The sequence below is a fragment of the uncultured Thalassospira sp. genome, from assembly GCF_963976115.1.
Classification (GTDB): Bacteria; Pseudomonadota; Alphaproteobacteria; order Rhodospirillales; family Thalassospiraceae; genus Thalassospira.
The window spans coordinates 1-25,610 of sequence record NZ_CAXBJJ010000007.1; the positions used below are offsets into that span (position 1 = coordinate 1).

The 25,610-nt window shown below is 54.3% G+C and carries 23 protein-coding genes; 16 read left to right on the forward strand and 7 right to left on the reverse strand.

Annotation, left to right across the window (positions count from 1 at the left end; genetic code table 11):
* Positions 1–17: 17 nt before the first annotated feature.
* Complete coding sequence (locus AAC086_RS10130) at positions 18–164, reverse strand: hypothetical protein (RefSeq protein ID WP_339778416.1); 147 nt, start codon at positions 162–164, stop codon at positions 18–20.
* Between the two features lie 434 nt (positions 165–598).
* On the opposite strand from AAC086_RS10130, the gene AAC086_RS10135 reads away from it, so the two are divergent.
* The 7 genes from AAC086_RS10135 (at position 599) to AAC086_RS10165 (ending at position 7,035) form a co-directional block, all read left to right on the forward strand.
* Positions 599–1,117 carry an arsenate reductase ArsC gene (locus tag AAC086_RS10135; RefSeq protein ID WP_339778418.1) on the forward strand — a complete coding sequence of 173 codons (519 nt, stop codon included), beginning with the start codon at positions 599–601 and terminating at the stop codon, positions 1,115–1,117.
* A 72-nt stretch (positions 1,118–1,189) separates the two neighbouring features.
* On the forward strand, positions 1,190–2,206 hold the full coding sequence (locus AAC086_RS10140; RefSeq protein WP_339778420.1) for an ArsJ-associated glyceraldehyde-3-phosphate dehydrogenase: 1,017 nt from the start codon (positions 1,190–1,192) through the stop codon (positions 2,204–2,206).
* Between the two features lie 9 nt (positions 2,207–2,215).
* Positions 2,216–3,442 carry an organoarsenical effux MFS transporter ArsJ gene (gene arsJ, locus AAC086_RS10145; protein WP_339778422.1) on the forward strand — a complete coding sequence of 409 codons (1,227 nt, stop codon included), beginning with the start codon at positions 2,216–2,218 and terminating at the stop codon, positions 3,440–3,442.
* A 945-nt stretch (positions 3,443–4,387) separates the two neighbouring features.
* Positions 4,388–4,684 (forward strand): DUF2282 domain-containing protein, encoded by a 297-nt coding sequence (locus tag AAC086_RS10150; protein WP_339778424.1) that lies wholly within the window; start codon positions 4,388–4,390, stop codon positions 4,682–4,684.
* Positions 4,685–4,757: 73 nt separating this feature from the next.
* Positions 4,758–5,666, forward strand: a complete 909-nt coding sequence (locus AAC086_RS10155; protein WP_339778426.1) for a DUF692 domain-containing protein — start codon at positions 4,758–4,760, stop codon at positions 5,664–5,666.
* A complete protein-coding gene (locus tag AAC086_RS10160; protein ID WP_339778428.1) occupies positions 5,663–6,469 on the forward strand; it encodes a DNA-binding domain-containing protein in 807 nt (268 codons plus the stop codon). The genes AAC086_RS10155 and AAC086_RS10160 overlap by 4 nt, the downstream gene beginning before the upstream one ends.
* Positions 6,469–7,035 (forward strand): hypothetical protein, encoded by a 567-nt coding sequence (locus tag AAC086_RS10165; RefSeq protein WP_339778430.1) that lies wholly within the window; start codon positions 6,469–6,471, stop codon positions 7,033–7,035. Before AAC086_RS10160 ends, AAC086_RS10165 begins: the two co-directional genes overlap by 1 nt.
* 5 nt (positions 7,036–7,040) lie before the next feature.
* Here AAC086_RS10165 and AAC086_RS10170 read toward each other — a convergent pair whose 3' ends face one another.
* Complete coding sequence (locus AAC086_RS10170) at positions 7,041–8,159, reverse strand: aldose epimerase family protein (protein ID WP_339778432.1); 1,119 nt, start codon at positions 8,157–8,159, stop codon at positions 7,041–7,043.
* Positions 8,160–8,185: 26 nt separating this feature from the next.
* On the opposite strand from AAC086_RS10170, the gene AAC086_RS10175 reads away from it, so the two are divergent.
* From AAC086_RS10175 to yjfF, 4 genes are all read left to right on the forward strand, one after another.
* Positions 8,186–9,139, forward strand: coding sequence for an ABC transporter substrate-binding protein (locus AAC086_RS10175; protein WP_339778434.1), 954 nt, complete (start codon positions 8,186–8,188; stop codon positions 9,137–9,139).
* A gap of 122 nt (positions 9,140–9,261) precedes the next feature.
* On the forward strand, positions 9,262–10,767 hold the full coding sequence (locus AAC086_RS10180; RefSeq protein ID WP_339778436.1) for a sugar ABC transporter ATP-binding protein: 1,506 nt from the start codon (positions 9,262–9,264) through the stop codon (positions 10,765–10,767).
* A complete protein-coding gene (locus AAC086_RS10185; protein WP_339778438.1) occupies positions 10,764–11,822 on the forward strand; it encodes an ABC transporter permease in 1,059 nt (352 codons plus the stop codon). Before AAC086_RS10180 ends, AAC086_RS10185 begins: the two co-directional genes overlap by 4 nt.
* On the forward strand, positions 11,812–12,786 hold the full coding sequence (gene yjfF / locus AAC086_RS10190; RefSeq protein ID WP_339778439.1) for a galactofuranose ABC transporter, permease protein YjfF: 975 nt from the start codon (positions 11,812–11,814) through the stop codon (positions 12,784–12,786). Before AAC086_RS10185 ends, yjfF begins: the two co-directional genes overlap by 11 nt.
* Positions 12,787–12,902: 116 nt before the next feature.
* On the opposite strand, the gene AAC086_RS10195 is transcribed toward yjfF, so the two are convergent.
* The gene (locus AAC086_RS10195) at positions 12,903–13,649 is read right to left on the reverse strand and encodes a FadR/GntR family transcriptional regulator (RefSeq protein ID WP_339778441.1); all 747 of its coding nucleotides are present in this window, start codon (positions 13,647–13,649) and stop codon (positions 12,903–12,905) included.
* Positions 13,650–14,286: 637 nt separating this feature from the next.
* Here AAC086_RS10195 and AAC086_RS10200 point away from each other — a divergent pair.
* Together AAC086_RS10200 and araD1 are read left to right on the forward strand one after the other, a co-directional pair.
* Positions 14,287–15,060: an SDR family oxidoreductase gene (locus tag AAC086_RS10200; protein WP_339778443.1), complete on the forward strand. Its 774-nt coding sequence runs from the start codon at positions 14,287–14,289 to the stop codon at positions 15,058–15,060.
* 47 nt (positions 15,061–15,107) lie between these two features.
* The gene (araD1, locus tag AAC086_RS10205) at positions 15,108–16,097 is read left to right on the forward strand and encodes an AraD1 family protein (RefSeq protein ID WP_339778444.1); all 990 of its coding nucleotides are present in this window, start codon (positions 15,108–15,110) and stop codon (positions 16,095–16,097) included.
* 89 nt (positions 16,098–16,186) lie between these two features.
* Here the strand turns inward: araD1 and AAC086_RS10210 are convergent, their stop codons facing one another.
* Entirely contained in the window at positions 16,187–17,401 is a 1,215-nt protein-coding gene (locus tag AAC086_RS10210) for an MFS transporter (RefSeq protein WP_339778445.1), read from the reverse strand.
* A 90-nt stretch (positions 17,402–17,491) separates the two neighbouring features.
* Between AAC086_RS10210 and AAC086_RS10215 the strand changes: the two genes are divergently transcribed.
* On the forward strand, positions 17,492–18,472 hold the full coding sequence (locus tag AAC086_RS10215; protein ID WP_339778446.1) for an AraC family transcriptional regulator: 981 nt from the start codon (positions 17,492–17,494) through the stop codon (positions 18,470–18,472).
* Between the two features lie 21 nt (positions 18,473–18,493).
* Here the strand turns inward: AAC086_RS10215 and coaA are convergent, their stop codons facing one another.
* Together coaA and AAC086_RS10225 are read right to left on the reverse strand one after the other, a co-directional pair.
* Positions 18,494–19,450 (reverse strand): type I pantothenate kinase, encoded by a 957-nt coding sequence (gene coaA, locus AAC086_RS10220; RefSeq protein ID WP_339778447.1) that lies wholly within the window; start codon positions 19,448–19,450, stop codon positions 18,494–18,496.
* A 233-nt stretch (positions 19,451–19,683) separates the two neighbouring features.
* Positions 19,684–20,457, reverse strand: a complete 774-nt coding sequence (locus AAC086_RS10225; protein ID WP_339778448.1) for an IclR family transcriptional regulator — start codon at positions 20,455–20,457, stop codon at positions 19,684–19,686.
* 148 nt (positions 20,458–20,605) lie between these two features.
* Between AAC086_RS10225 and AAC086_RS10230 the strand changes: the two genes are divergently transcribed.
* Both AAC086_RS10230 and AAC086_RS10235 read left to right on the forward strand, forming a co-directional pair.
* Positions 20,606–22,324 (forward strand): thiamine pyrophosphate-requiring protein, encoded by a 1,719-nt coding sequence (locus AAC086_RS10230; protein ID WP_339778450.1) that lies wholly within the window; start codon positions 20,606–20,608, stop codon positions 22,322–22,324.
* A 150-nt stretch (positions 22,325–22,474) separates the two neighbouring features.
* Positions 22,475–24,289, forward strand: a complete 1,815-nt coding sequence (locus tag AAC086_RS10235; protein WP_339778451.1) for an alpha-amylase family glycosyl hydrolase — start codon at positions 22,475–22,477, stop codon at positions 24,287–24,289.
* Positions 24,290–24,374: 85 nt separating this feature from the next.
* Here AAC086_RS10235 and AAC086_RS10240 read toward each other — a convergent pair whose 3' ends face one another.
* Positions 24,375–25,610: a glycosyl transferase gene (locus tag AAC086_RS10240; protein WP_339778453.1), complete on the reverse strand. Its 1,236-nt coding sequence runs from the start codon at positions 25,608–25,610 to the stop codon at positions 24,375–24,377.

A 25,610-nucleotide genomic window follows, 5' to 3' on the forward strand; every position in this document is an offset into this window, starting at 1 on the left:
CCTCTCGGAAACTGGTATCACAAACCTGTCAAGGTAGCCGTGGTGAGACGCTTACCATAAAGCAGGGTTTCAGACTGCGGATCGTCTTGCACATACATCCCCCCGGACCCGTCACCATCAAATACCGCCAGAACCTTGCGCCGACCGAAATCTGAAAACGGCATCGAAAAAACACCCTGTTATTTTTTGGAAACCGGGAATTCATTCTAACATTCAGATTTTATTACGGAAATGAGGATGATGCGTAAATCTGAGGATGAATCCGGGGGAATCCGGGTTGATATCGTTTCACGCTGAGGGAACGGTCGAGGGTGGGCCGATTATGTAAGGATGCATAATCCCGGGGTGTCGCGAAAATCACCGGATTGTGGACCCGGAAAGCATCCGGAATTTCTGACATGAAAGTGTCACTTGCCCTATCTTATTCATGTCGATAAATCCGGACATATGGAATTTTTGAATGTGGCATCCGTTTTGGGGGTTCCGCGTTCATGACAGTTGTGCGGTTAGACAGAAAGCTGCGGTCCTGATCGCTTTGTGTGGATGTTTGAATACTGCTGATTATATTTTGTCGTTTTTACATACCGGAGTAAAAAACATGTCAGGCGGAAGTTATAATATCCTGTTTCTGTGTCAGGGGAATTCGGCGCGTTCGATCATGGCCGAGGCCATTATGAACGGCGAAGGAAGTAATCATTTTCATGCTTATAGCGCGGGATCCCATCCCCGCGGCGCCCTGCACCCCTATACAGCAGACTTGCTTTCAGGATTGGGGCATGATCTGACGGTGTTTTCCTCCAAGCCGATGGAAGTTTATTCGCAGCAGGACGAAATCAAATTTGATTTTATTTTTACGGTCTGCGATCAGACCGCAAAAGAAAGCTGCCCTGTTTTTCCCGGTGCCCCGATGAGTGCACATTGGGGGGTTCCTGATCCTGCCGCTGCAACAGGGACAGAAGCTGAAATTCGTCTTGCATTTGCTGAAACCTATCGCATGTTGCGGAACCGGATTTCGATTTTCACCAGTTTGCCGTTTGCGTCACTGGATCGCATGTCGCTGCAACGCAGACTGGATCAAATTGGCGAAACGACCATGCCCGTAAGTGACCCGGCCTGACAATTGCCAAATCTGACAAAACATGTCACGGGCCGGGCCTGTGGGGAAAGACAAGATTTCGGAGACGTGATAATGAACAGCAAGATACGAATTGGGATTAACGGCTTTGGCAGAATGGGCCGACTTGCATTACGCGCAGGGTGGGGGCATCCCGATCTTGAGTTTGTTCATGTCAACGAAATCAGCGGGGGGGCTGCCACGGCAGCCCATTTGCTGGAATTTGATTCCGTTCATGGGCGCTGGAACAAGCAGGTCACGTGTGGGAATGACAAGATCATCATTGATCAGATGCATGTCCTGAGCTTTAGTGACAATTCCGATCCTGGCGATACGGATTGGGCCGGGATTGGTTGCGATATTGTTCTGGAATGCACGGGAAAATTCAAAACGCCAGATACGCTTCAGCCTTATTTCGATCAGGGTGTCAGGAAGGTGATTGTTGCCGCGCCGGTGAAGGAAGGGGCGCTTAATATTGTTTATGGCGTGAATGATGATCTTTATGACCCCGCCCGGCACCATCTTTTGACAGCGGCGAGTTGCACAACCAACTGCCTGGCCCCGGTGGTCAAGGTTATTCATGAAAAAATTGGCATTGTGCACGGATCGATCACGACCATTCATGATGTAACCAATACCCAGACCGTGGTGGATCTGCCGCACAAGGATTTGCGCCGGGCGCGTTCCTGCCTGCAATCGCTGATACCGACCAGCACCGGATCGGCAACGGCGATCACGATGATTTATCCGGAACTGAGCGGAAAGCTGAACGGGATTGCCGTCCGCGTTCCTTTGCTAAATGCGTCGCTGACCGATTGTGTGTTCGAGGTGGCCCAGGATACCGATGTCTCAACTGTTAATTCTTTGCTGCGCGAGGCATCGGAAACATATCTTGCCGGTATTCTTGGTTATGAGGAACGACCGCTTGTCAGTGTGGATTACCTGAACGATCCGCGCTCGTCGATTATTGACGCCGCATCAACCATGGTCATCGATAAACGACAGGTCAAAATTCTTGCCTGGTACGATAACGAATGGGGTTATGTGTGCCGTATGGTCAATCTGTTGACCAAGGTCGGCACCAGCCTGTAGGAAACCGGAATGTCGGTCGCCATCCGCAACTATGCTCTTGTTACCGCCGCCTATTGGGGTTTTACCCTGACAGATGGTGCGTTGCGAATGCTCGTTTTGTTGCATTTCTATAATCTGGGATATTCCGCGTTTGAAATAGCCCTTTTGTTTACTCTTTATGAGTTCGCCGGGATCATAACCAATCTGGTCGGAGGGTGGCTGGCACAGGCAAAAGGATTGCGATTTACCCTGTTTGCCGGCCTGATTTTGCAAATTCTGTCGCTTTCCGCCCTGTCGCAAATTGATCCGCACTGGTTACCCTGGATATCAGTTGCTTATGTGATGGGGTTGCAGGCGGCCTCGGGTGTGGCCAAAGATCTGACCAAAATGTCGGCCAAAAGCGCGATCAAGGTTCTTGTTCCGACCGATGCTGATGGTGCATTGTTTCGCTGGGTCGCGCTTCTGACCGGATCAAAGAATGCCCTTAAAGGGGCAGGGTTTTTTCTGGGCGGAGCCTTGTTGGCGTGGTTTGGTTTTGGCGGGGCCTTGCTGGCCATGTCGGCGGGTTTGACCCTGTTGCTGATTTCCGTAGCAGTTAGCCTGGGCAACGAGATGGCGAAACCCGCAGGCAGTGCCAAGCCGAAATTTCGCGAAGTTTTTTCCAAAGATCGCCGCATCAATATTCTTTCTGCGGCACGGTTGTTTCTGTTTGGATCACGCGATATCTGGTTTGTGGTCGGGCTGCCCGTCTTTCTGACATCCGAACTGGGCTGGGGAGAGATCGAAGTCGGCTCTTATATGGCGCTCTGGGTGGTTGGGTATGGTTTTATTCAGGCTATTGCCCCCAAATTGCTGCGGGCCGACAGCACTGCGCCCGATGGCATAACAGCACGCCTGTGGATTTTTGCTCTGATCGTTGTAACCATTGCGATTGCTGCCACGGTTCATTTCAATATTGCCCCGGAACTGGCGGTTTTGGGCGGGCTTCTTGTTTTCGGGCTGGTTTTTGCGGTGAATTCATCGCTGCATTCCTATCTTATTTTGGAATATGCCCACGGCGACAAGGTCGCAATGAATGTCGGTTTTTATTACATGTCAAACGCAGTCGGGCGTCTGGCGGGAACCATTCTTTCGGGTGTCGCCTATTTGTATGGCGGGCTGGTGGGATGCCTGGTTGTATCGGCCCTGTTCCTTTTGGCAGGGTGGGCGATTAGCTTTGGATTACCCAAGGCAAAAAAGGTTTCATCGCCGGAGTGATGCTGGCTTTAACCCGGCGATGGAACCAGGCTTTTTTAGCATCTTATTTTTCACGATTGATCGGGAAATGAGGACGGACCCGGATTGCCCGCCATGGGATTTTGGCAGGGTGACGGGATCGTTCTGATGTCGGGACCAGGGCTTTCCAGGCTATGAAGAAGGTCTGTTTACAGCGGCAGGCGTCGGGCACGCTATGGACCTTGTGGCGCAGACGGTCGTTGCGCGCCAGGCAGAAGATATAGTCCATGCGGTTGGTTTTGACCCGCGCGTCAGGTTGTCGTGGGCAAAGCCGGACTCGCCGTGAACCAGAGAAGCTGTCCTCTATGTCATGAACGCCATCAAGGCCCGGACCTCAACCCCAGGCGCCCTTGTCGTGGCGGGACGGGATCGCGAAAAACACCCTGTCAATTCGGATGAAGTCAAAATTCAGCATAACTGTTTGTTATCAATGGATCTATTTGGATTTTTCCGGATTTTGGTGAGGGATCCGGGTTGAACGTTATTGGTGTGCTTTTTGTGCGTCAAAAGCGGGCCCAAACGGCGATAGGAAACGCTGCGACGAGCGGCTGGTTTTCGGAGTTTTAAAACGATTATTCCAGTATTTTCAATGCCTGACAGCCAATTGTTTGTCTCTGGCAAGGGGCGATATTCTGACGATTTCACAAAATTTCGCGGTGCTGATTTCATCAACCCCTGGTTTATTATTTGGGCGATTTACGAGGGGCATTTCGAGGCTGATGGGAGCAGAGGGGGAATGAATACGCCGATTTATCCTCACATCGGCGTGAAATCAAAAGGATTTATTGTCACATCGTGTTGAAGGGTCGTGTGCACGAGTTGCAGTGACGGTGTGCCTTGTGGTTGCTATCAAAAGAGTGTCGCAGCGAATGGGAAAAACCGCCGCGACATTCAAAATCGGGAACTTTTACCAAAGGGAAAACAGAAATGAAAAAAGCACTTGTTTTGGCAGCAGCACTTTCGGCCGGCCTGTCAATGGCTGCAACCCATGCCTCTGCCGCAGATGGCCAGGAGAAATGCTTTGGTGTTTCCATGGCAGGCCAGAACGAATGTGCCGCTGGTCCGGGGACCACATGTGCCGGGACTTCCAAGGTCGATTATCAGGGTAATTCCTGGAAGCTGGTACCGGCTGGCACCTGCGAAGATATGTCCTTTACCACGGCAGATGGCCGTATGGTTCATGGCAGCCTGACCAAGCTCGATCGTGACCTGCCTGCAATGTAAGCCATTTTTCGGCGCGGCTCTTAAACAGGCGCGCCGAAATTTTTGCATCTGACATACCAAAAGGATACGTTTTGTGATCGCGCCCCGTGCCCAGAATTCGGACAATATTTTCAAAACCGTTATGCCGTCTGGCGCTATTCCAGCCCGTGCCGGGGTGGGGTTTAAGGCCGAACATGCGGTCGATATTTTTGAAAATGCCGATCCGGTTGCCTGGTTCGAGGTTCATCCCGAAAACTATATGGTATCGGGCGGGCCGCGCTTGCATATGTTGACCCAATTGCGTGAACGTTTTCCCCTGTCCATGCACGGGGTGGGGTTATCGCTGGGTGGCGGCGCGCCGCTTGATAAAAATCATCTGCGATCTTTGCGGGCGCTGGTTGACCGGTTTGAACCGGGGCTGGTGTCTGAGCATATTGCGTGGTCGGGCCATGACGGAAAATATCTGGCCGATTTGCTGCCAACACCGCTGACGAGCGCAAGCCTTGCGCATCTGGTTGACGCGATTGACCAGATGCAGAGCGCGGTTGGGCGGCGGATATTAATTGAAAATCCGACCTCTTATCTGGCCTTGCCGCAAAATTCGATGCCGGAAACCGATTTCATCCTTCAAGCGGCCCGGCAATCGGGCTGTGGGTTGTTGATTGATGTGAACAACATTTTCATTAGCGCCCATAATCTGGGATTTGACGCCAACAGCTATATCGATGTTTTACCCGGCGACCTGATTGGTGAAATTCATTTGGCCGGGCATGAACAGGATGCCGATACAAGCGACAATGTGTTGATTGATACCCATTCCCGCCCGGTCGCAAGCCCGGTTTGGGCACTGTATCAGCGGTTGATTGACCGCATTGGTGCCAAACCAACCCTGATTGAATGGGATAACGACATACCCGACTGGCAAATGCTGGCGCGCGAGGCAGAACAGGCCAACAGGGTGATTGACGCTTGTGAAAATCAACCTCGTAGGGGGGCATTATGAACGGAACAGCACAGGTCGCGTTGGACCCGGATGGCGTAAAAAATGGTGATGCTGCTTTTCATCGGGCCTTTGCCAATGCGCTGATGGATGAAAATCCTTCGGCCGCTCCCGCCGGGTTTGATCCGCGTGCATCACAGCGGTTTGCCATTTATCGCAACAATGTCCATCGCGGTTTGCAAGAGGCATTGGCCGCAGCCTATCCGGTGGTGAAAAAACTGGTCGGGGACAGCTTTTTTTATGCAATGGCAGCGCAGTATATGCGGGCCGAGGACCAATGTGCGCCGTCGCTGGCCCTGTATGGGGGCGGTTTTGCTGCATTTCTAGCACAGCATGAAGCCATTGCCCGCGTGCCTTATCTTCCTGATGTAGCACGGTTGGAGCGGGCATGGCTGGAAGCCCTGCACGAAGCCGATGCCCCTGCAATGGCGGCTTCTGATCTGGCCGGGTTGGAAGACAGGCTGGTGGACATACGGTTCACAGTTCATCCCGCAGCACGGCTGATGATATCGGATTTTCCAATTGTATCGCTGTGGCAGGCCCATCAGGCAGATCATGAAAGATCCGGGCCGGTGACGATCCCGGATCGTGCGGAAACGGTTTTGATCACGCGACCATATTTCAAGGTGCAAATCGCGATGCTTGATGCCGGGGCGACGGTTTTTGCACGGCAGTTGCGGGCAGGACTGTCGGTTGGGGCTGCTTTTGAGGATGCATTGGCAAAGCACGCGGCATTTGACGTCACGCCGGTGTTTGCCCAATTGCTGGCATCGGGAATGTTTGGTGGATTTACGGTGGGGGAATAATGGTTTTGGCAAGGTTGGCAATATCTGCACTGGCAAAACAGGGGTATAAACTGGCACAAACCGGCACAGCATACTGGAATGACTGGCTGGGCGGTTTAACCGCGCGGTTTATTTTTGCTGCCGTGCTGTGGCCCTATTATTTAAACAGCGCCCTGACCAAGCCGGGCATGGGACCGTTGGGCGTTTTTTCGCCCGGTGCCGGTGCCTTTGCCCAGATTATTCCGGCGATTGCCGAGGCCCATTCCTATGACCCCGGTGCGATTGCCTTTTTTCCGTGGCACATCATCGTGATTGCCGGAACACTGGCCGAGTTTGTTTTGCCCATATTGATTGTTTTGGGTGTAGCCACCCGGTTGGCAGCGTTGGGGATGGTCGGCTTTATCACGGTGCAGTCGCTGGTCGATATTTATGCCCATGGGGCAATGCCGGGGGCCTTGTTTGATGGCGACCCGGCAAGTGTACTGGACCAGCGGATATTGTGGATTTTCCCGCTGGTTGTTCTGGTCGCCATCGGCGGCGGGCGCTTTGCCCTTGACCGGCGATTGTGGCGGCGCCTGCGTGCCTGAAGGTTTTAGCTATCAACCCGCCAGACCATGATGTGGGAATAGGTATCGCCCGGCAAAAGGAACGGAGCGGGGAAGTCATCGCGGTTGGGGCTGTCGGGAAAGGTTTGGGGTTCCAGCGCGATCCCGGCTTGCGGATGCAGTTTGTCGCCATTTTGCGCCGTCATGGTGGCGTTGAAATGTTTGGACAGATAAAACTGCAACCCGGCCTCGGTGCTTGACAGGGTGAGTTTGCGGTTGCTTGCGCCATGATACAGCGTAGCAATTTTGCGCAAGGTGCCGCGTTTTCCCGTCAGGCAGAAATTATGATCATAGGATGGATCGCTGTCAGACGGATCATGGATGGGCCGGGATGTGCGAAAATCAAATCTGGTGCCTGCAACATCGGCCCGACCGGGCAGCGGGATCAAACTCTCATCCACCGGCAAATACTGGTCGGCGTGAATTTCCAGTTCATGATCGGCGGCACTTTGGTCAAATCTGCCCGACAGGTTCCAATAGCTGTGATTGGTCATATTGACGATGGTGGGGGCATCACAGGTGGCCGAAATTTCGCAGCGCAGGCTGTTTCCCGCCACTTCATAACGAACAATGGTGTGAAATGCACCGGGAAATCCCTGATCGCCATCGGGCGATGACAGGGCATAAATCACGCTGGTTGCGGTTTCTTCCATGATCATCCATGTCCGGCGGTCAAATCCGTCCGGGCCGCCATGCAGCAAATTTTGCCCTTCATTGGCGGCAAGCAATACTTTGTTGCCGTGTAAATCGGTGTAGGATGCACCGGCAATACGGTTGGCGTATCGCCCACAGGTTGCGCCAATGTAACTGTCCTGGCGGGCGTAATCGGCGATGTCTGGAAACCCCAATGCGATGTTTACGGGATCATTGGAATCATTTTTCAGGTAAAAATACATAATTCGCGCGCCTTGATTGCAAAACCCCACGCGAATCTGTTTGTTTTCTAAGGTTGTGAGCCTGTGGGAAGTGCGGCCAAGCGACATTCCGGCGTCCTTTTTTCTGTTTCTGTCCCTGATAAAACCGCAGAAACCTGCGATTATCAATTTGTGGTTATGGATGTGATTGTCTTGGTAACAATCATATTGTAATACTATATGGCTTTTCATGAGAAGGCTAATTCAGGGAGGAAATAATGAAACGGCTTAAAAAACTGGCTTTTGCGGGTGCCACCATGTGCATCGGCATGGGGCTTTCGGTTGCGGCACAGGCAGAAATGATCATCGGTTTTTCCCAAATCGGGTCGGAAAGTGGCTGGCGCACATCTGAAACCGCGTCGATCAAGGCAGAAGCCGAAAAACGCGGCATTGATTTAAAATTTTCCGACGCGCAGCAAAAACAGGAAAACCAGATCAAAGCCGTTCGCTCATTCATTGCCCAGGGCGTGGATGGTATTTTGCTGGCCCCGGTGGTGGAAACCGGCTGGGACCAGGTGTTGAAAGAAGCCAAGGATGCCGGCATTCCCGTGGTGTTGATTGACCGTGGGGTGGCGGCCGATGAATCGCTTTATCTGACCAAGGTCGCGTCTGACTTTGTTCAGGAAGGTGCACTTGCGGCATCGTGGCTGGCCGCAAAAACCAGTGGTGTGTGTGATCTGGTGGAATTGCAGGGCACCGTTGGCTCGTCTGCTGCCAATGATCGCAAGGCTGGTTTTCAGGCCGTTATCGATAATTTTCCCAGCATGAAAATCCTGCGGTCGCAGTCGGGTGACTTTACCCGTTCGGGCGGCAAGGAAGTGATGGAAAGTTTTCTGAAGGCGGAAAATGGCGGCAAAGGCATTTGCGCTGTTTATGCCCATAATGACGATATGGCGCTGGGGGCCGTTCAGGCGATCAAGGAAGCTGGCCTGGAACCGGGCAAAGACATTCTGATCGTGTCGATTGACGGTGTTCCCGATATTTTCAAGGCCATGGCCGATGGCGAAACCAATGCCTCGATCGAACTGAATCCGCATTTGGGTGGCCCGGCATTTGATGCGATCAATGCATCGAAGGATGGCAAAGACGTGCCGAAATGGATCATGGCCAATGGTCCGCTTTACCTGCCTGATACAGCAGCAGAAGAATACAAAAAACGCAGCGGCAACTAATCGCAGCTGATAACTGCGTCAGGTGAAAAACACCTGGCGAACGCTGGCAAGTTGGCGTGTCCTTTGGCAAACCGGGGACACGCCCTTTTGTGCAACAGCGGCGATAGATCAGGGAGGATCATATGGCAGATAACGCACAACCGGTGCTGTCTGCGCGTGGTGTGGGTAAATTCTTTCCCGGTGTCAAAGCCTTGCAGGATGTGGACTTTTCGCTGATGCCGGGCGAAATTCACGCGCTTTTGGGTGAAAACGGGGCGGGTAAGTCAACCTTGATCAAGGTGATGACCGGTGTGCATCCGCGCGATGCCGGGTCAGTACAGCTTGATGGTGTTGAAATTCATCCAGGCCACCCCGGCGAGGCACAGCATCTTGGTATTTCAACAGTGTTTCAGGAAGTTAATCTGGTGCCGACCCTGTCGGTGGCAGAAAACCTGATGCTGGAGCGCCAGACGCGCAAATTTGGACTGATTTCCTGGAAGAAAACCATCGCAGATGCCCAGAATGCCCTGAAAATTCTGGGCCTGGATATCGATATTCATCGTGCGCTGGGATCATATTCGGTGGCGATCCAGCAACTGGTGGCCATTGCCCGTGCCGTTGCGCTGGATGCGCGGGTTCTGATTTTGGACGAACCGACCGCATCGCTGGATGCCGATGAAATTAAAACCCTGTTTCGCATCATGCGCGACCTTCGCGAAAAGGGCCTTGGCATTGTTTTTGTCACCCATTTCCTCGATCAGGTTTACGAAATTACCGACCGTATCACCGTGTTGCGCAACGGGCGGCTGGTGGGCACCTTTAAAACAGCAACGTTGCCGCAAATTGACCTGATCAATCATATGCTGGGTCGCGAACTGGCGGAAATCAGCGCGCATCGCCACCATGCCAAAGATCAGGTGGTGGACCGCGGCAATCATATTCGCATTAAAAATCTGGGCAAAAAACGGGTGCTTAAACCGGTAACGCTCAGTTTGTCGGGTGGGGAAATTGTCGGTCTGGCCGGGCTTTTGGGCTCGGGCCGGACCGAGCTTGCCGAACTGGTTTTCGGTGCCCAGCGTGCCGATAGCGGATTGGTGTTTCTTGATGATAAACCGGTGATGTTGCGCTCTCCGCGCCAGGCGATCCGGGCCGGGTTTGGCCTGTGCCCCGAAGACCGTAAACAGGATGGCATTGTGCCGGAACTGGGGGTGCGCGAAAATATCGCCCTGGCCTTGCAGGGGCGGCGGGGGTGGTTGCGCCCCATTCCGCGCGCCGAGCAGGATAAATTCGCCGATGATATGATCGCGGCATTGGGCATTGCCACACCGGACCGTGAAAAGCCGGTCGGCCAGCTTTCGGGCGGGAATCAGCAAAAGGTTATTTTGGCGCGCTGGCTGGTATCAAAACCGGTTTTTCTGATTTTGGATGAACCAACCCGGGGGATTGATGTGGGCGCACATGCCGACATCATCAAGCTGATCCGCGATTTGTGCGACGAAGGGCTGGCTTTGCTGGTGGCATCGTCGGAGCTTGAAGAAATCGTGGCATTTGCCGACCGGGTCGCCGTGATGCGTGACCGCGAACTGGAAACCGAACTTTCCGGTGCGGACATTACCCAAAACAATATCATCGAGGCGATTGCACGATGACAACACTGCAAGATACGAAAAAATCGTCGCAAAATGACGGAAAAAACGGCGCACCGCGCGCCCTTGTCTCGCGGCAATGGCTGGGGCCGGTGATTGCACTGGTGCTGGTTATTGTGGCCAACGGGCTGATTTCACCATCGTTTTTTAACATCAAGGTCGTTGACGGCCATTTATATGGTTCGCTGGTTGATATTGTTCATCGCGGGGCGTCAACCGCGCTGGTGGCGGTGGGCATGGCCATTGTCATTGGCACGCGCGGCATTGATTTGTCGGTTGGCTCTGTCATTGCCATTTCAGGCGCGGTGATGGCGGTTCTGATCCGCGATACCAGCCTGTCGCCCTTTGTCATTATTTTAGCCGCCCTTGGGGCCGGGCTTTTATGTGGGCTTTGGAATGGTATTCTGGTCGCCTTCCTCGATATTCAGCCGATTATTGCCACGCTGATTTTAATGGTGGCCGGGCGCGGTATTGCCCAAATGATCACTGGCGGGCAAATCGTCACCTTTCATGGCGCGTTTTTTGAGGCCATCGGCAGCGGCTATTTGCTGGGCATTCCGTGGCGCGTGATTATTGCCGCCATCGTGATTGCCGGTTTGTGGGCCATCATGCGCAAAACCGCCCTTGGCCTGTTTGTCGAGGCGGTTGGGGGCAATGCCCGGGCCAGTCGCCTGGCCGGGATCGATGCCCGCGGAATCAAGGTTTTGGCCTATGTTATTTCCGGGCTGTGCTCGGCGGTGGCCGGGATCATCATTGCGGCTGACATTCGCGGGGCCGATGCCAACAATGCCGGTCTTTGGCTCGAACTTGATGCCATTTTAGCCGTTGTGGTCGGCGGTGCTGCGCTGATGGGCGGGCGGTTTTATCTGGCATTGACGGTGGTGGGGGTTCTGATCATTCAGGCCCTTGGCACTGGCATTTTGCTGTCGGGCTTGCCATCGCAATATACCCTGATTGTCAAGGCCGCTGTGGTGATGGTGGTTTTGCTGGTGCAGGCACCACGGGCACGGCAAATGATGGGCAAATTCTGGCGCAGGAGGACAGGCAATGGTCAATGAACGTTATTATCCGCTTTTGGCGACCCTGGCGGTTTGTGCGCTGCTTTACGGGTATGGCATGGTTGAGTATCGCGCCTTCAGCGATACCTACGTTTTGGGAAATCTTCTGACCGACAATGCCTTTTTGATCATTACTGCCGTTGGCATGACATTTGTCATTCTATCGGGCGGGATTGATCTTTCGGTCGGTTCCATGATTGCCTTTGTCGGGGTGCTGATGGCCGAACTGGTCACCGGGTTTGGTATTCATCCGCTGGTCGCGGTTATGGTGTCGCTCGTATTTGGGGCGGCCTTCGGGGCCTTTATGGGGCTGATCATTGCCAAATTTGATATTCAGCCTTTTATCATCACGCTGGCGGGGATGTTTTTTCTGCGCGGCATGTGCTTTTTGATCAATCTGGATTCCGTGCCGATTACCCATGATTTTGTCGGCGCATTTGGCAGTTTTCGCATTCCGCTGCCCGGGCGGGGTTGGTTAAGTGCCTCGGCACTGGTGATGCTGGTTGCGGTTGTGGCGGGCATGATCATTGCCCATTACACGCGCTTTGGCCGTAATGTCTATGCCATCGGCGGTGACCGGCAATCGGCACAATTGCTCGGCATTCCGGTCGAGAAGACCCTTGTTCAGGTTTATATGCTAAGCGGCATTTTCAGTGCACTGGCCGGGGTGGTTTTTGCCTTTTACACCGCATCGGCCTATCCGCTGGCGGCTGTGGGTGTGGAACTGGATGCGATTGCCGCTGTTGTGATTGGCGGCACCCTGTTGACCGGGGGAATGGGCTTTGTTGCCGGTACATTCTTTGGCGGCATCATCATGGGGGTTATTCAAACCCTGATCGCGTTTGACGGGTCGCTTAACAGCTGGTGGACCAAAATCGTGATTGGTGGTTTGCTGTTTGGCTTTATCGTGCTGCAACGCCTGATCACGCGGTCCTTTTCCGGCATGCGCGCCGGGGCGACATGATGACGGGCCAGAGCATATCGGGCAACCGTTTGAACATGGGTGTCAAAATCAATGGGCCGTCCTTGCGGGCGGCCCATTATTTTGGCGGATATGTCTTTTTCCGGGCAATGTCGGCCCTACAGCGTAATCCGTTCCCAGTCCGTGCTGCCTTTCATGCCCAACTGGTCGCGCAACTGCATCATGGTCTGGCGCAGCAACTGGCGCATCACACTGCGCGCGGCATCCGGGTCGCGATCGGCAATGGCTTGATAAACGGCCTTGTGGTCGGGCAGGGATTGCACCTGGGCCTTCGGCCCGCCGCTTGACATGCGGAACGATCCGATCAGCGCGCTTTCAATCAGCATCCCCAGCGATTTCATGAAATCATTTTGCGAGGCATCAAGAATGGCCTGATGAAATTCAAGGTCGGTCAGGTAAACCGCTTCGGTGCCCGGTTCGGCCTGTTCCATGTCCAGATAAGCCTTGCGAATGGTTTCAAGCTGGCTTTCGCTGCGGCGTTCGGCGGCCATGGCGGCGGTGTTGGGTTCAATGATCAGGCGGGTTTCAAATAGGCCATATAAAAATGTCGGGTCCGGTTCGGGGAAATGCCACGACAAAACATCCGGGTCCAGCAGGTTCCAGAAATGCCGTGCTTTAACCCGTGTGCCGGTTTTGGGGCGGCTTTCAATCAGGCCTTTGGCCGATAAAATCTTGATCGCCTCGCGCAGTGCAGTGCGCGATACCTCCAGCGTTTCGCTTAACAGGGCTTCGGTTGGCAAGTGGTCACCCGGTGCCAATTGCCCCGAAACAATCCGCCGGCCCAGATCATGGGCCACGATGCTGTGCAGACTGCGCCTGGCATAGGTTCGCGACATGGATGACATATATTTATTTTCCCCTGGTGCAGCGTGCAAAGCCGTCCGGTTTCGCCCGCAGGGCACATTATTCATATCATATGAATATTATTTGATCCGCAAAAGCATTTCGGGTCAACCAGCTTTGCCCGCCGGTTTTTTGCACAGGACCCAGAGTTTCGATATTTTACCCATCCGGTTTATAGCGCATGACAGTCAGGGGTAAAAGCGGTGATGTTTTCGCATTCCCCTGCCTGCTGTCTTGACAGCTCCGGCGGGATTGATCATTACTGTTATAGTATGAAGAATAATGATGTCAAAAGACAGCCAAATATCAGGAGGAAACCGGAATGCAGCCCAGGGCCGGTCATCAACATGGCTTTTGCGGGTAATCCTGTGCCTTGTTTTGCGTGACGTTTGCCCAACCCGTAAACCCGGTTTATGTATCATTTTTCGCCAGAAACCACCTTGCAACACCGTTTGTGAAACCGTTTCCTGCAAGGGGATCGCGGTGTTGTTTGGGCAGGGCCGGGCGCAACAAAGATGGTTTTAGATGTGCTGCGGGTTTTAACACGGGGTGCCGCCGGGGTTTTCCGATATATTTGCCGTTTGCAACCTGGTTGCCAGACGGTTCAAGGTTAAACCGATCAAGGGAGAAATCGCCATCATGGCTGATCGTAAACCAACCCATTATACCAGCCTTCAGGATGCCTCGGTTTTTATCACCGGTGGGGCCACCGGCATTGGCAAGGCTTTGGTCGAAGCCTTTTGCGCGCAGGGTGCGAAGGTGGCCTTTGTTGACATTCTGGCTGATGACGGTAACGCGCTGGTGACGGAACTGGCAAAGTCATTGACGCATGTGCCGCTTTTTATCGAATGCGATCTAACCGACATTGATGCCCTGCGGCGTGCGGTGGAGGATGCAAGTGCGCAGAACGGGCCTATTTCCGTGTTGCTGAACAATGTTGCCAACGATACCCGCCATAAATGGCAGGACGTCACCCCCGAATATTGGGACCAGCGCCAGGCGATTAACATCCGCCCCGCGTTTTTTGCCATTCAGGCGATTGCGCCCATGATGATCAAGGCGGGTGGTGGCTCGATTGTGAATTTCGGTTCGGTCAGCTGGATGATGGGGCAGGGCGGCATGCCGGGCTATACGACGGCCAAATCGGCGGTACAGGGCCTGACCCGTGGCATGGCGCGGGATCTTGGCAAGGATGGTATCCGGGTGAATACACTGGTGCCGGGCTGGGTGATGACGCAACGCCAGCTTGACCTGTGGGTGGATGAAGCCGCCGAAAAGGAAATTGCCGAACGGCAATGCCTGAAAAACAAGGTGATGCCCGACGATATTGCCCGGATGGCATTGTTTTTGGCATCCGATGAAAGCCGGATGATTTCATCGCAGAATTTTATTGTTGATGGTGGCTGGGTTTAAACCTGATTTATCTGGCCCGCCCTGAAACGTTCTTGCAGGATAAAAAAATGAGACTGGTTCAATTTCGTGATGAAGAAGGCAACGCTGCTGTTGCCGTGGTTGAAGATAACGCCACCCTTGTGCCCTTGCGCGGTGTTGCGTCGGTGCGGGATCTGGCGAAAATCGCCCTGGCCGATGGCACAACCCTTGCCAACGCGGCAAGCGCACATATGGGCGATGCCCGTATTGATTACGAAGATGTCGCCCGTTCCCGGCGTTTGTTGCCGCCGATCAGCCATACCGATCCGGCACATTTTCTGGTCACCGGTACCGGGTTGACCCATTTGGGGTCGGCATCGGCGCGCGCCAACATGCATACGGCAGCCAACAAACAGGCCGACGAAACCGATTCGATGAAAATGTTCCGTATGGGCGTTGAAGGGGGCAAACCTGCCGCAGGCCAGAAGGGTGTGCAGCCCGAATGGTTTTACAAAGGCGACGGATCGGTGGTTGTGGCACCGGGTGCCGACATTCCCAGCCCGTCCTTTGCGCTTGATGGCAGTGAAGAACCCGAAATCGCCGCTATTTACATGATCGACGATGATGGCACGCCGGTGCGTTTGGGTTTTGCCCTTGGCAACGAATTTTCAGACCATGTGATGGAACGCCAGAATTACCTTTATCTGGCGCATTCAAAATTGCGGGCCTGTGCGTTAGGGCCGGAATTATTGCTGGGCGATTTGCCGTCCCATGTCGAAGGCACATCGCGGCTGTATCGTGATGGCGAAGTGATTTGGGAAAAGCAGTTTGTCAGCGGCGAAGACAATATGTCGCATTCGCTTTCGAACCTGGAATATCACCATTTTAAATATGATCTGTTCTGTCATCCCGGCGATATTCATGCCCATTATTTTGGTACAGCAACCCTTAGCTTTGCCGATGGCGTGACGACCCGGGACGGCGACGAATTTGAAATTTCGTCGGAAACTTTTGGCCGTCCGATCCGGAACCGGTTGAAAGTTCAAGAAGAGCGCCCGGTGAAGGTTCGTGCGATTTAAGGCTGGTCAACCCGGTCGCACGATGCTTCTTTTAAGCGAGCCCGGCCCCTTTTTGAGGGCCGGGTTTTCTTTTGGGTTTGCTTTTTCGATCAGGCTTCGTTTTGTTCCGCGGCAAGCGGGGCTGTCCGCAACCCCATGGCAACCACCACACCGGCCACCAGCAACAAACATCCACTGATGCTAAACACGCCAAGGGCACCGCTGGCGGTGTAAACAACCCCGCCCAGTGCCGCGCCCAGGGCAATGGCAAACTGGATGGCGGCAACAAGCAACCCGCCGCCACTTTCGGCTTCGTCGGGAACGGTGCGGGTAATCCATGTGGACCAGCCTACGGGCATGGAGCCAAAGGCCATGCCCCAAATGGCAATCAGAATGGCATCGCCAATCGGGGCACTGCCCTGCAGGGTGGCAAGGCCCAGCCCGGCAAGACCCATGATCACGGGCATAACGCTGAGAGTCAGCTTTAAATTGCGTTCAATCAGTGCGCCGCCCAAATAAGTGCCCAGGAAATTGGCCATGCCAAAGCCCAGCAAAATGCCCGAGACACCTGAAACCGCAACGCCGGTAACATTTTCCAAAAAAGGCCGGACATAGGTAAACATGGCGAAATGGCCGGTGAAGATCATCATGGTCAGGATCAGGCCAACGCGCATCCGGGGCCGTATCATTACCTCAAACAAGGTGCGTAAACTGGCATGTCCGACCGGGGCCAGGCGGGGCAGGGTGGCGAATTGAACAATTAACACCACAACACCAACGCCCCCGGTCAGCAGGAAGATATTGCGCCAGCCAATAATATCGCCCAGAAAACTGCCCAATGGGGCGGCAAAAACCGTGGCAATCGATACGCCGCTAAACAAAATGGACAAGGCGCGCGGGATCAGATGTTCGGGGACCAGCCGCATGACAACAGCCGCCGCCATCGTCCAGAACCCGCCCAGTGCAATCCCTAACAGCACCCGCCCCATGATCAGGAATTCAAGGTTGGGTGCGATTGCCACCAGAATGTTCGATATGATCAGTAAAATCGAAAATCCCAGCAAGACGTAACGGCGGTCAAACCGGCGGGTTAATGTTGCGATTAAAAGGCAGGTGATCAGGGCAATAATGGCGGTGGCCGAAACCGCCTGTCCGGCCATGGCTTCGGTAATGGCAAGGTCATGTGCCATCGGGGTTAGCAAGCTGGCGGGCAAAAATTCGGCTGTTACCAGCCCGAAAACGCCCAGCGTCATTGAAATGACGGCCGCCCACGCCGGGGCCGAAGGCCCGCCAGCGCGCGGAGCACTTGTCTGTGTGTCGGTCATTGTTGTTTCGGTCCTGTCCATAAGGATGTGATTTTGATTGATCCTAAAATAGGCTGGAAATTGCAGACGATCTATGCCAGATACTCTTAAATGATTGATCAATCGTCCGGGAAATCTCGCGCCACAGATCCGGGGCGCGGCGCAACAGACCTGATAAGCGAATTGCTGTTGGGGATGCGTCTGGTTGGCCTGCATTACCGCCGTGTGCAAATGACGCCGCCTTTTGGCGTGCGCTTTGATGCCGACGTGGGGCGGGCGCAATTTCATTTTGTCGCCCGTGGGCCGGTATATGTGCGTTGCGATAGTGGCGCGCAATGTGTGCTGCAAACCGGCGATGCGGTATTATTGCCGCGCGGCGGGGGCCATGAAATGGTGTCATCACCCAATTTGGGGGCGCTTGATATTACCGGGTTTGACGCCGTTCCGATTTGTCGGCAAGTGGACGCCATAGATACCTGCGAAAGCGAAAAGACCGAAATTGATCGTCTTTTGTTTTTCAGTGGCTGTATGGAATTTGACCTTGGCAGCATGGGGTTGTTGATTTCGATGATGCCCGAAATCATGCATGTCGGCACCCTTCTTAAACGCAGCCCGGAAATTTTACCGATGCTTGAGGCCATGGAACGCGAAGTTTGCCGTGAACGGGCGGGCTATGGCGCCATTGTGACCCGTCTGGCCGATGTTGTTTCGGCATCCATTATCCGGGGCTGGGTGGAATGTGGCTGCGGTGATGCCACGGGCTGGGTCGCGGCCCTGCGCGATCCGCGTTTGGGGCGCGTCATTGGTGCTTTACACCGTGAACCGGGCCGCAACTGGACGGTGGCCAGCATGGCTTCCGAAATGGGGGCATCGCGGTCGGTTTTTGCTGAACGGTTTTTGGCCATTACCGGTGTGACGCCGCTACGCTATGTAACCGATTTGCGGATGCGGCTGGCAACCCAGTGGATCAGCCAGGACCGCTTGCCAGTTGATACGGTGGCCGAACGGTTGGGTTATGGGTCGGCTGCGGCCTTTAGCCGGGCGTTTAAGCGGGTAACGGGGGCATCGCCGGGCGTGGCCCGCCGGGCATAGCTTGCCGGGTTAAAGCATGTTTTACGGTTTGCGCACGGCAACCGTTTCCACCCGGTGGCCTTTGCCCTTGCGCAAAATCGCATCGGCGCGAAAACGCGACGGGGCAACGTGCTGTTCCAAAACCTTGGCATTGATATTGGCCCATATGTCGCCGGCAAGGGTGCGGGCTTCGTCGTCATTTAAATGGGCATAGCGGTGGAAATAGGATTCCGGCGTTTGGAACACACTGTTTTTCAAGGTGAGAAAACGGTGAATGTACCAGGTGCGAATGTCATCTTCGTCGGCATCAAGATACAGGGTGAAATCAAAATAGTCCCCGGCATGGGTGGGGGCAACCGGGCTGCCTACCGTGCTGATTTCCAATACATTCAACCCTTCGACAATCAGAATATCGGGGGTGTCGATAATCTGATTGCGGTTCGGGTCGATATCATAGGTGACGTGCGAATAAACCGGTATTTCAACCCGCTCCACCCCGTCCTTGATTTGCTCTAGGGTATCTAGCAGGGCGCGGCGGTCGTAACTTTCGGGGAAACCCTTGCGCGCCAAAAGGCCGCGTTCTTCGAGGTCGGCCAGCGGCCATAAAAACCCGTCGGTACACATCAAATCAACCTGGCCATTTGCGCCAAGCGATTGCGCCAGCATTTGCCGTAAAACCCGGCAAAACGTACTTTTGCCCACCGCAACGCTGCCAGCAACGCCAATGATATAGGGGGCTTTGCGCGGCGGGGTGCCCAAAACATTGCCCATCCCGGTTTTAAGGGCTGCCAAATGGTCCCGGTGGCTGCGAATCAGATGGATCAGCGGCGCAAAGATTGCCGACAGATCGTCCTGATCGGTGGTGTCGTTCAGACCGCGCAGCGCATCAAGGTCGGCCGCAGCAAGATGATAGGCCGTGTTTTCACCCACAGCCTGCCATTTATCCCGATCAAACAGGGCATAGCGGTCAGGGTAAGGTGATGACGGGGAAAGGGGCATTGCGGCCTTCTCTGCTTTTGTTTTGGTTTAGTTTGACGTGTCGCTTTATGCCGTTTGGGCGGGGGCGATGCAATGTTAACGGTGATGATTTGGTTATTATCTTTGACCAAAAGGGGCAGTTTTGTCGAAAAAGGCGGAAAATTCGTCGATTTGACGTTTCACCACGGGGCGGGCAGGCTGGTTTCCCACGTATAAAGCGCCTGGCATGTAGGCGCTAACGGGCATGTGTCAACTCACGCGCCAGCACTGCTGGTGCCATAAAGGGCGTTTTGCGCGGCACGGGCGGCATCTTTCAGGTAGTGCAACAGGCTGGTGCTGCGCTGGTTAACGATGCTGCTTGCGGTGCCAAAGGTGGAAATGGCGCAAACCATGCGGCCGGTGCGGTTAGTGATCGGCACGGCAATGGCGTAAATGTCGCTTTCGCGTTCGCCGTCATTTAAGGCAAAACCATCTTCGCGAATGCGGTCCAGTTCCTGTTTTAACGCCGACTTGCCGGTAATGGTGGTGGCTGTCAGGGGGGAAAGGCGGGCGGTGGCAAGGTAGGCCTCGCGTTTTTCATCCACCATAAAGGCCAGCCACAATTTGCCATGGGCGGTGCAAAAGGCATCCAGTTTGCTGCCAATGCGGATATCCACATACAGTGACCGGCCCGGCATGGCCTTGGCAATGCACACCGCCATATCGGTTTCAAACCGGGTTGCCATGCAGGCTTCGCCGGTGACCCGTGCCAGATTGTCCAATATCGGTTGCAGGGTCGGGGCGGGGCCGCCATCGCGCATAACCCGTTCACCCAGGTCGGCAAACATATAGCCCAGGCGAAAAACCCCGCGGGCGCTTGCCCGCAAGGCCCCGGCCTGTTCCAGACTATGCAAAAACCTGTGCGCCGTGATCAGGTTGATTTTAAGGTCCTTTGCAACTTCGCCAGCCGTCATTTCGCTGCGTCCTGCGGCGAACAGGTCAAGAATGCGAAATGCCTTTAACACCGATCCGTTTAACTGTGTCGTCATGCCAGTGCCTTTGCAAAATCAAAAAGGGCCGGGGTGGGGTGTGGTTATGGTGGCGCAGAATTTGCCGCAGCTTGACGGCGGCAAATCCGGGGTAGTATACTATATTGTAAATAAAATTTCAATTATAGAAATATTAGCAGGGTGGTACATGTCGGGTCATACCAAAACAGAATTAACTCTGACGGCGGGTGGTGCGCTTTTGGCGCGGATGAAGGCGGTGGGGGTTGATTATATTTTTGCCAATTCCGGTACCGATTTTCCCCCGATTATTGAAGGATTGGCCGAAGCCGCCGCGAGGGATATTGACCTGCCCGAAGCCCTGATCATGCCGCACGAAAATGCCGCCATGGGCATGGCCTATGGCTATTATCTGGCAACCGGGCGCGCCCAGGCGGTGATGGCGCATACCAATGTTGGCCTGGCCAATTGTGCGATTGGCGCGATTAATGCCGCGACCGAACATGTGCCGATCCTGTTGTTTTCCGGGCGCACCCCGGTGATGGAAAAGGGGCGCTTGGGCGCGCGCACCGTGCCTATTGGCTGGGGCCAGGAAATGCGCGATCAAACCGCCCTGGTGCGCGAAGCGGTAAAGTGGGATTACGAACTGAAATTTCCTGAACAAGTACCCGAAACCGTGGATCGCGCCTATGCGATTGCCAATTCGGTGCCCAAAGGCCCGGTATATGTCAGCCTGCCGCGCGAGGTTTTGTGCGAGCCATGCCCGGGTGATGCCATTGAAAGCCCGTCGCGCATGATGCCCGTGCAGGTGGCCCCGCCCCGGCATGTGCTGGCGAAGGCCGCCGATATGCTGGCCCAGGCAGAGCGCCCAGTGATCATAGCCCAGCGTGGGGCGGGGTCTGCTACGGGGTTCGCGGCACTATCGTATCTGGCGAGCCAATGGGGCATTCCGGTGGTGCACTATTGGGCGATCCAGCTGGCGATCCCCACCGGGCACGCCATGTTTGGCGGTATGGACCCGGCGGCCTATATGAAACAGGCCGATCTGGTGGTGGTGATTGATTGTTTGGCCCCGTGGGGACCCGATATTCATACCCTGGCCGATGATTGCAAGGTGATCCAGATTGGACAGAACCCGCTTTATGCCCGGTTTCCAGCGCGAAATTTCCCCGCTGATGTGTCGCTGGCGGGTGAAACCGCCAATGTTATTTTGGCACTGGCCGGAGCAATGGCCCCCAAATATGCCGACCATGCCGACAAATGCCAAACGCGCTATGACGCGGTGGCCGCGCGCAACCACGAAACCCGGCAAAGGGCCTTGGCCGCCGCCGATGCCGGTGCCACCACACCAATGACAAAGGCCTATGTGTCGCGCTGTGTTTCGGCTGCAATCGCGAACAAGGACGCCACAGTATTTTCCGAACTTGGTTGCCCGTTAGAACCGATGGATATGGACCATCATCAGGCGTGGTATCAGGAACCGCATTCGGGTGGTTTGGGGTGGTCCTTCCCGGCGGCCATGGGTTTTTCGCTGGCCAATCGGGGCCGGTTGGTGGTCGCAACCATGGGTGACGGGTCCTATATGTTTGCCAACCCGACCGCCTGCCACCAAATCGCCGAGGCCTTGAACCTGCCGGTGCTGATTTTGGTTTTAAACAATAACGAATGGGGGGCGGTCCGCCAGTCCGTCACCGGGATGTATCCCGATGGCTATGCTTCAAAAACCAATCGTATGCCGCTGACGTCGTTAAAACCCAGCCCCGATTTTACTAAAACGGCCCAAGCCAGCCGCGCCTGGACCGCCAGGGTGGAAAAACCCGATGATTTGATGGGGGTGTTAACACAGGCCATTGCCCATATTGAAACCACGGCTACCCACGCGCTGGTTGAAATTACCATTGCCCCATAAAGACGGGGTGCCGGGCACATCATGATGTTGCGATGCGGTGGATTTGTGCTGCCTGTTTTCCGGGCAATCGCAAATCCCTGCTTGCATCCCAGGCAGAAAAATTATTTGATTGAATTCAATTATTTGAATTGCCTGTTTTAAGGAGGTCAAATGGACCGGGTTGTTGGAACGTCTGGGCGGATCGCCTTTGCCAGTGCAATGCGAAATTTGCTGACCGATGTTTACCCGCAGCATGACCCGGTTTTGCTGGTGCGGCGCGTGTTCGATGTGCTGAACTTGCCAATTGAAGGCGACGGCCCCGAACCCGGCGAAGAAACCCTGCGCAAATGGGACCAGCGCGACGCCTTTTTAATTACCTATGGCGACAGCATTTCACGCAATGGCTATCAGGGCCTTAAATCTTTGCGCGATTTTCATCAGAAATGGCTGAAAGACTGGCTGCCGGGCATTCATATTTTGCCGTTTCACCCCTTTACATCCGACGATGGTTTTTCGGTTTCCGATTTTACCACCCTGCGCCCGGAACTGGGCAGTTGGGCGGATGTCGAAGATTTATCCCAACATGCCAAAGTGATGGCCGATTTGGTGGCGAATCATATTTCGGCCTCGCATGAATGGTTTGGGCAATTTTTGGCCGGGCAGGAACCGGGTGTTAATTACATTAAAACCGCCAGCCCGGATGACGACATTTCACAGGTGGTGCGCCCGCGCAGCCACCCTTTGTTAAATCTGGTTGAAACCGCGTTGGGGCCAAAGCATGTCTGGTGTACCTTTAGCTATGATCAGGTTGATCTTGATTACAGCAACCCCGATGTGTTTTTTGAAATTCTGAAAATCGTGCTTGATTATGTCAGTCACGGGGTCAGTGTGATTCGGCTTGATGCGATCGGGTTCATCTGGAAAGAATCCGGCACAGCATCCATTAACGCCGAACAGACCCATAAAATCATCAAGGCACTGCGTTTGGCGGCCAATGCCGTGGCACCCGATCTGGTGTTTATTACCGAAACCAACCTGCCGATGGTTGAAAACCTGTCTTATTTTGGCCAGCAGGACGAAGCCCATCTGATTTACAATTTTTCCCTGCCGCCGGTGATTTTGCACGCGCTGCTGAGCGGTCGGTCGGATTATATCCGCAAATGCATCATGGCGATGCCGCCCGCCCCGGCGGGCTGCACTTTTTTTAACTTTACCGCCAGCCATGACGGTATTGGCTTGCGCCCGGCGGAAAATATCGTGCCCGATGATGATATTACCCAGATGACAGAACATGCGCGCAAAATGGGCGGCGAGGTCAGCTATCGCTCGCTCGCGGGCGGTGGGCAGCGCCCCTATGAGCTGAATGTGACATTGTTTAGCATGCTGGCCGAAAGTTTTGCCGGGGAACGGGATTTTGGCATGGAACGGTTTGTGATGTCGCAGGCGATTGCCATGTCGCTGGAAGGTATTCCGGCGATTTATGTGCAGTCGATCTTTGCATCGGAAAATGACCAGAACGGCTATCAGCAAACTGGTATTCCACGGCGGTTAAACCGTAAAATCTGGCAATTGGCCGATGCAGAAGCGGTTTTGGAAACGCCCGGCCCGGCCCGGCAGGTGTTCGAGCAACTGCGCGCCTTGATGGCGATCCGCCAGGGGCAACCGGCTTTTCATCCCAATGCTACCCAATATACCCTTAATCTGGGGTCGGAATTGTTGGGGGTTTGGCGGCAAAGCCATTTGAATGATCAAAGCATTTTCTGCGTCTTTAACCTGACAGCCCAGGATCAGGACCTGGATTTGTCGCGCATTAACCTGATCATGAATGAAGGCTGGCAGGACCTGATCACGGGCAAAATTATTCCTGACTATGACGGCATCATGACCTTGGCCTCCTATCAGATTTTGTGGATTTCCAATCTGGATGGGCGTCATCGCACCGAAAGCCGTTTGTTGCAACGTTATCGCGATGCCATGCCGGTGTGATAATTATCGGGGCGCTAAATTTAAAACAGGTCGGGGAAGGCAACTTCCCCGACCTGTTTTAAATCATGATCGCGTGAAGCTGGAATTATACGCCTTTGCCAATTTCACCGTCATTTAAATCATCTTCAACAGCGGCCGAAAGCTGTTCGAAAATGTCGTCCATCGCACTTTCAACCCGCTGCCAACTGGGAATGAACGGGCTTTCCAGCGGGTTTTCAAGGTAATGCTGGCCGGCACTGATGATGACCTCAGCCAGAACCTCGACACATTTTTCTTCTTCATCGCGGTTGATTTTAAGGCCATTAAACAGGGCATCGGCGCGGTATTGTTCGATCAGGTCCAGGGCCGTGCGGTAATAGGTGGCTTTAAGCGTGCGGAATGTTTCGTGCGAGAAAACTGTGCCCTGGGTGGCGAGTTTGCGAAACAGCGATTTGGCAATGTCGCTGGCCATACGTGACAGGCCATCGTCTTTCTCGGCCGGGTCAAATTCGCGGTGTTTATGGTCGTAAATGTCGGCAATGTCGACCTGCGCCAGGCGATGGACGGTATGGTTACGATACATTTCCGACAGCATCGAAATTTCCAATCCCCAGTCGGACGCCACGCGCAGCCCATAGGCAACATCGGTGCGAATGGCAATTTCGCCCGACAGCGCATAGCGGAAACAATCAAGATAATTAAGAAAATCGGTTTTGCCGACCACCTGTTTTAACGCGCGAATAAGCGGGGTTACAAACAGGCGGCAAACCCGGCCTTTAAGTGTGCCACCGGCAACGCGGGCATAATATCCCTTGGCGAAGGCAAAATTAAATGCCGGGTTGGCAATGGGATACATCAGGCGCGCGGGCAGGTCGGGAGTGTAGGTGGCAATGTCGCAATCGTGAATACCAATAACAGAACTGCGCCCGGTTGCCAGCGTATAGCCCATGCAATACCACACATTGCGGCCTTTGCCGGGTTCATAGCGGGCCAGGTCATAGTTTGCCAACCGGTCATGCACGGCGCGCAGGCGGGGGCCGTCATTCCACAAAATGCGGGTGCGTTGGGGCAGGTCTTTGAAAAATTCGCGGGCATAAGCGTATTGGGTTTCGTTGGCCCGGTCCAGCCCGACCACGATCTGGTCGATATAGGTGGCTTTTTTAAGCCCTTCAAGAATGGTGGTCATTGCCGGTGTTTCCAGTTCGGAATACAGACACGGCAAAATCAGGGTCTGGCGGCGGGATCGGGCAAATGCCGTCATTTCATAAGCGAGTTCTTCCGGGTCGCGATCAATAATCGAATGCAGGGTTGTGATCGGGCCACCCTGATGAAAATCGGCCAT

What these genes read in the sequence shown, in the direction of transcription:
- AAC086_RS10240 (WP_339778453.1), bottom strand. Translation starts at nt 25,610, where the DNA reads ATGGCCGATTTTCATCAGGGTGGCCCGATCACAACCCTGCATTCGATT.
- AAC086_RS10200 (WP_339778443.1), top strand. Translation starts at nt 14,287, where the DNA reads ATGGCTGATCGTAAACCAACCCATTATACCAGCCTTCAGGATGCCTCG.
- AAC086_RS10130 (WP_339778416.1), bottom strand. Translation starts at nt 164, where the DNA reads ATGCCGTTTTCAGATTTCGGTCGGCGCAAGGTTCTGGCGGTATTTGAT.
- AAC086_RS10160 (WP_339778428.1), top strand. Translation starts at nt 5,663, where the DNA reads ATGAACGGAACAGCACAGGTCGCGTTGGACCCGGATGGCGTAAAAAAT.
- AAC086_RS10180 (WP_339778436.1), top strand. Translation starts at nt 9,262, where the DNA reads ATGGCAGATAACGCACAACCGGTGCTGTCTGCGCGTGGTGTGGGTAAA.
- AAC086_RS10170 (WP_339778432.1), bottom strand. Translation starts at nt 8,159, where the DNA reads ATGAAAAGCCATATAGTATTACAATATGATTGTTACCAAGACAATCAC.
- AAC086_RS10165 (WP_339778430.1), top strand. Translation starts at nt 6,469, where the DNA reads ATGGTTTTGGCAAGGTTGGCAATATCTGCACTGGCAAAACAGGGGTAT.
- AAC086_RS10140 (WP_339778420.1), top strand. Translation starts at nt 1,190, where the DNA reads ATGAACAGCAAGATACGAATTGGGATTAACGGCTTTGGCAGAATGGGC.
- yjfF (WP_339778439.1), top strand. Translation starts at nt 11,812, where the DNA reads ATGGTCAATGAACGTTATTATCCGCTTTTGGCGACCCTGGCGGTTTGT.
- AAC086_RS10235 (WP_339778451.1), top strand. Translation starts at nt 22,475, where the DNA reads ATGGACCGGGTTGTTGGAACGTCTGGGCGGATCGCCTTTGCCAGTGCA.
- arsJ (WP_339778422.1), top strand. Translation starts at nt 2,216, where the DNA reads ATGTCGGTCGCCATCCGCAACTATGCTCTTGTTACCGCCGCCTATTGG.
- AAC086_RS10135 (WP_339778418.1), top strand. Translation starts at nt 599, where the DNA reads ATGTCAGGCGGAAGTTATAATATCCTGTTTCTGTGTCAGGGGAATTCG.
- araD1 (WP_339778444.1), top strand. Translation starts at nt 15,108, where the DNA reads ATGAGACTGGTTCAATTTCGTGATGAAGAAGGCAACGCTGCTGTTGCC.
- AAC086_RS10215 (WP_339778446.1), top strand. Translation starts at nt 17,492, where the DNA reads ATGATTGATCAATCGTCCGGGAAATCTCGCGCCACAGATCCGGGGCGC.
- AAC086_RS10230 (WP_339778450.1), top strand. Translation starts at nt 20,606, where the DNA reads ATGTCGGGTCATACCAAAACAGAATTAACTCTGACGGCGGGTGGTGCG.
- coaA (WP_339778447.1), bottom strand. Translation starts at nt 19,450, where the DNA reads ATGCCCCTTTCCCCGTCATCACCTTACCCTGACCGCTATGCCCTGTTT.
- AAC086_RS10195 (WP_339778441.1), bottom strand. Translation starts at nt 13,649, where the DNA reads ATGTCATCCATGTCGCGAACCTATGCCAGGCGCAGTCTGCACAGCATC.
- AAC086_RS10150 (WP_339778424.1), top strand. Translation starts at nt 4,388, where the DNA reads ATGAAAAAAGCACTTGTTTTGGCAGCAGCACTTTCGGCCGGCCTGTCA.
- AAC086_RS10185 (WP_339778438.1), top strand. Translation starts at nt 10,764, where the DNA reads ATGACAACACTGCAAGATACGAAAAAATCGTCGCAAAATGACGGAAAA.
- AAC086_RS10225 (WP_339778448.1), bottom strand. Translation starts at nt 20,457, where the DNA reads ATGACGACACAGTTAAACGGATCGGTGTTAAAGGCATTTCGCATTCTT.
- AAC086_RS10175 (WP_339778434.1), top strand. Translation starts at nt 8,186, where the DNA reads ATGAAACGGCTTAAAAAACTGGCTTTTGCGGGTGCCACCATGTGCATC.
- AAC086_RS10210 (WP_339778445.1), bottom strand. Translation starts at nt 17,401, where the DNA reads ATGACCGACACACAGACAAGTGCTCCGCGCGCTGGCGGGCCTTCGGCC.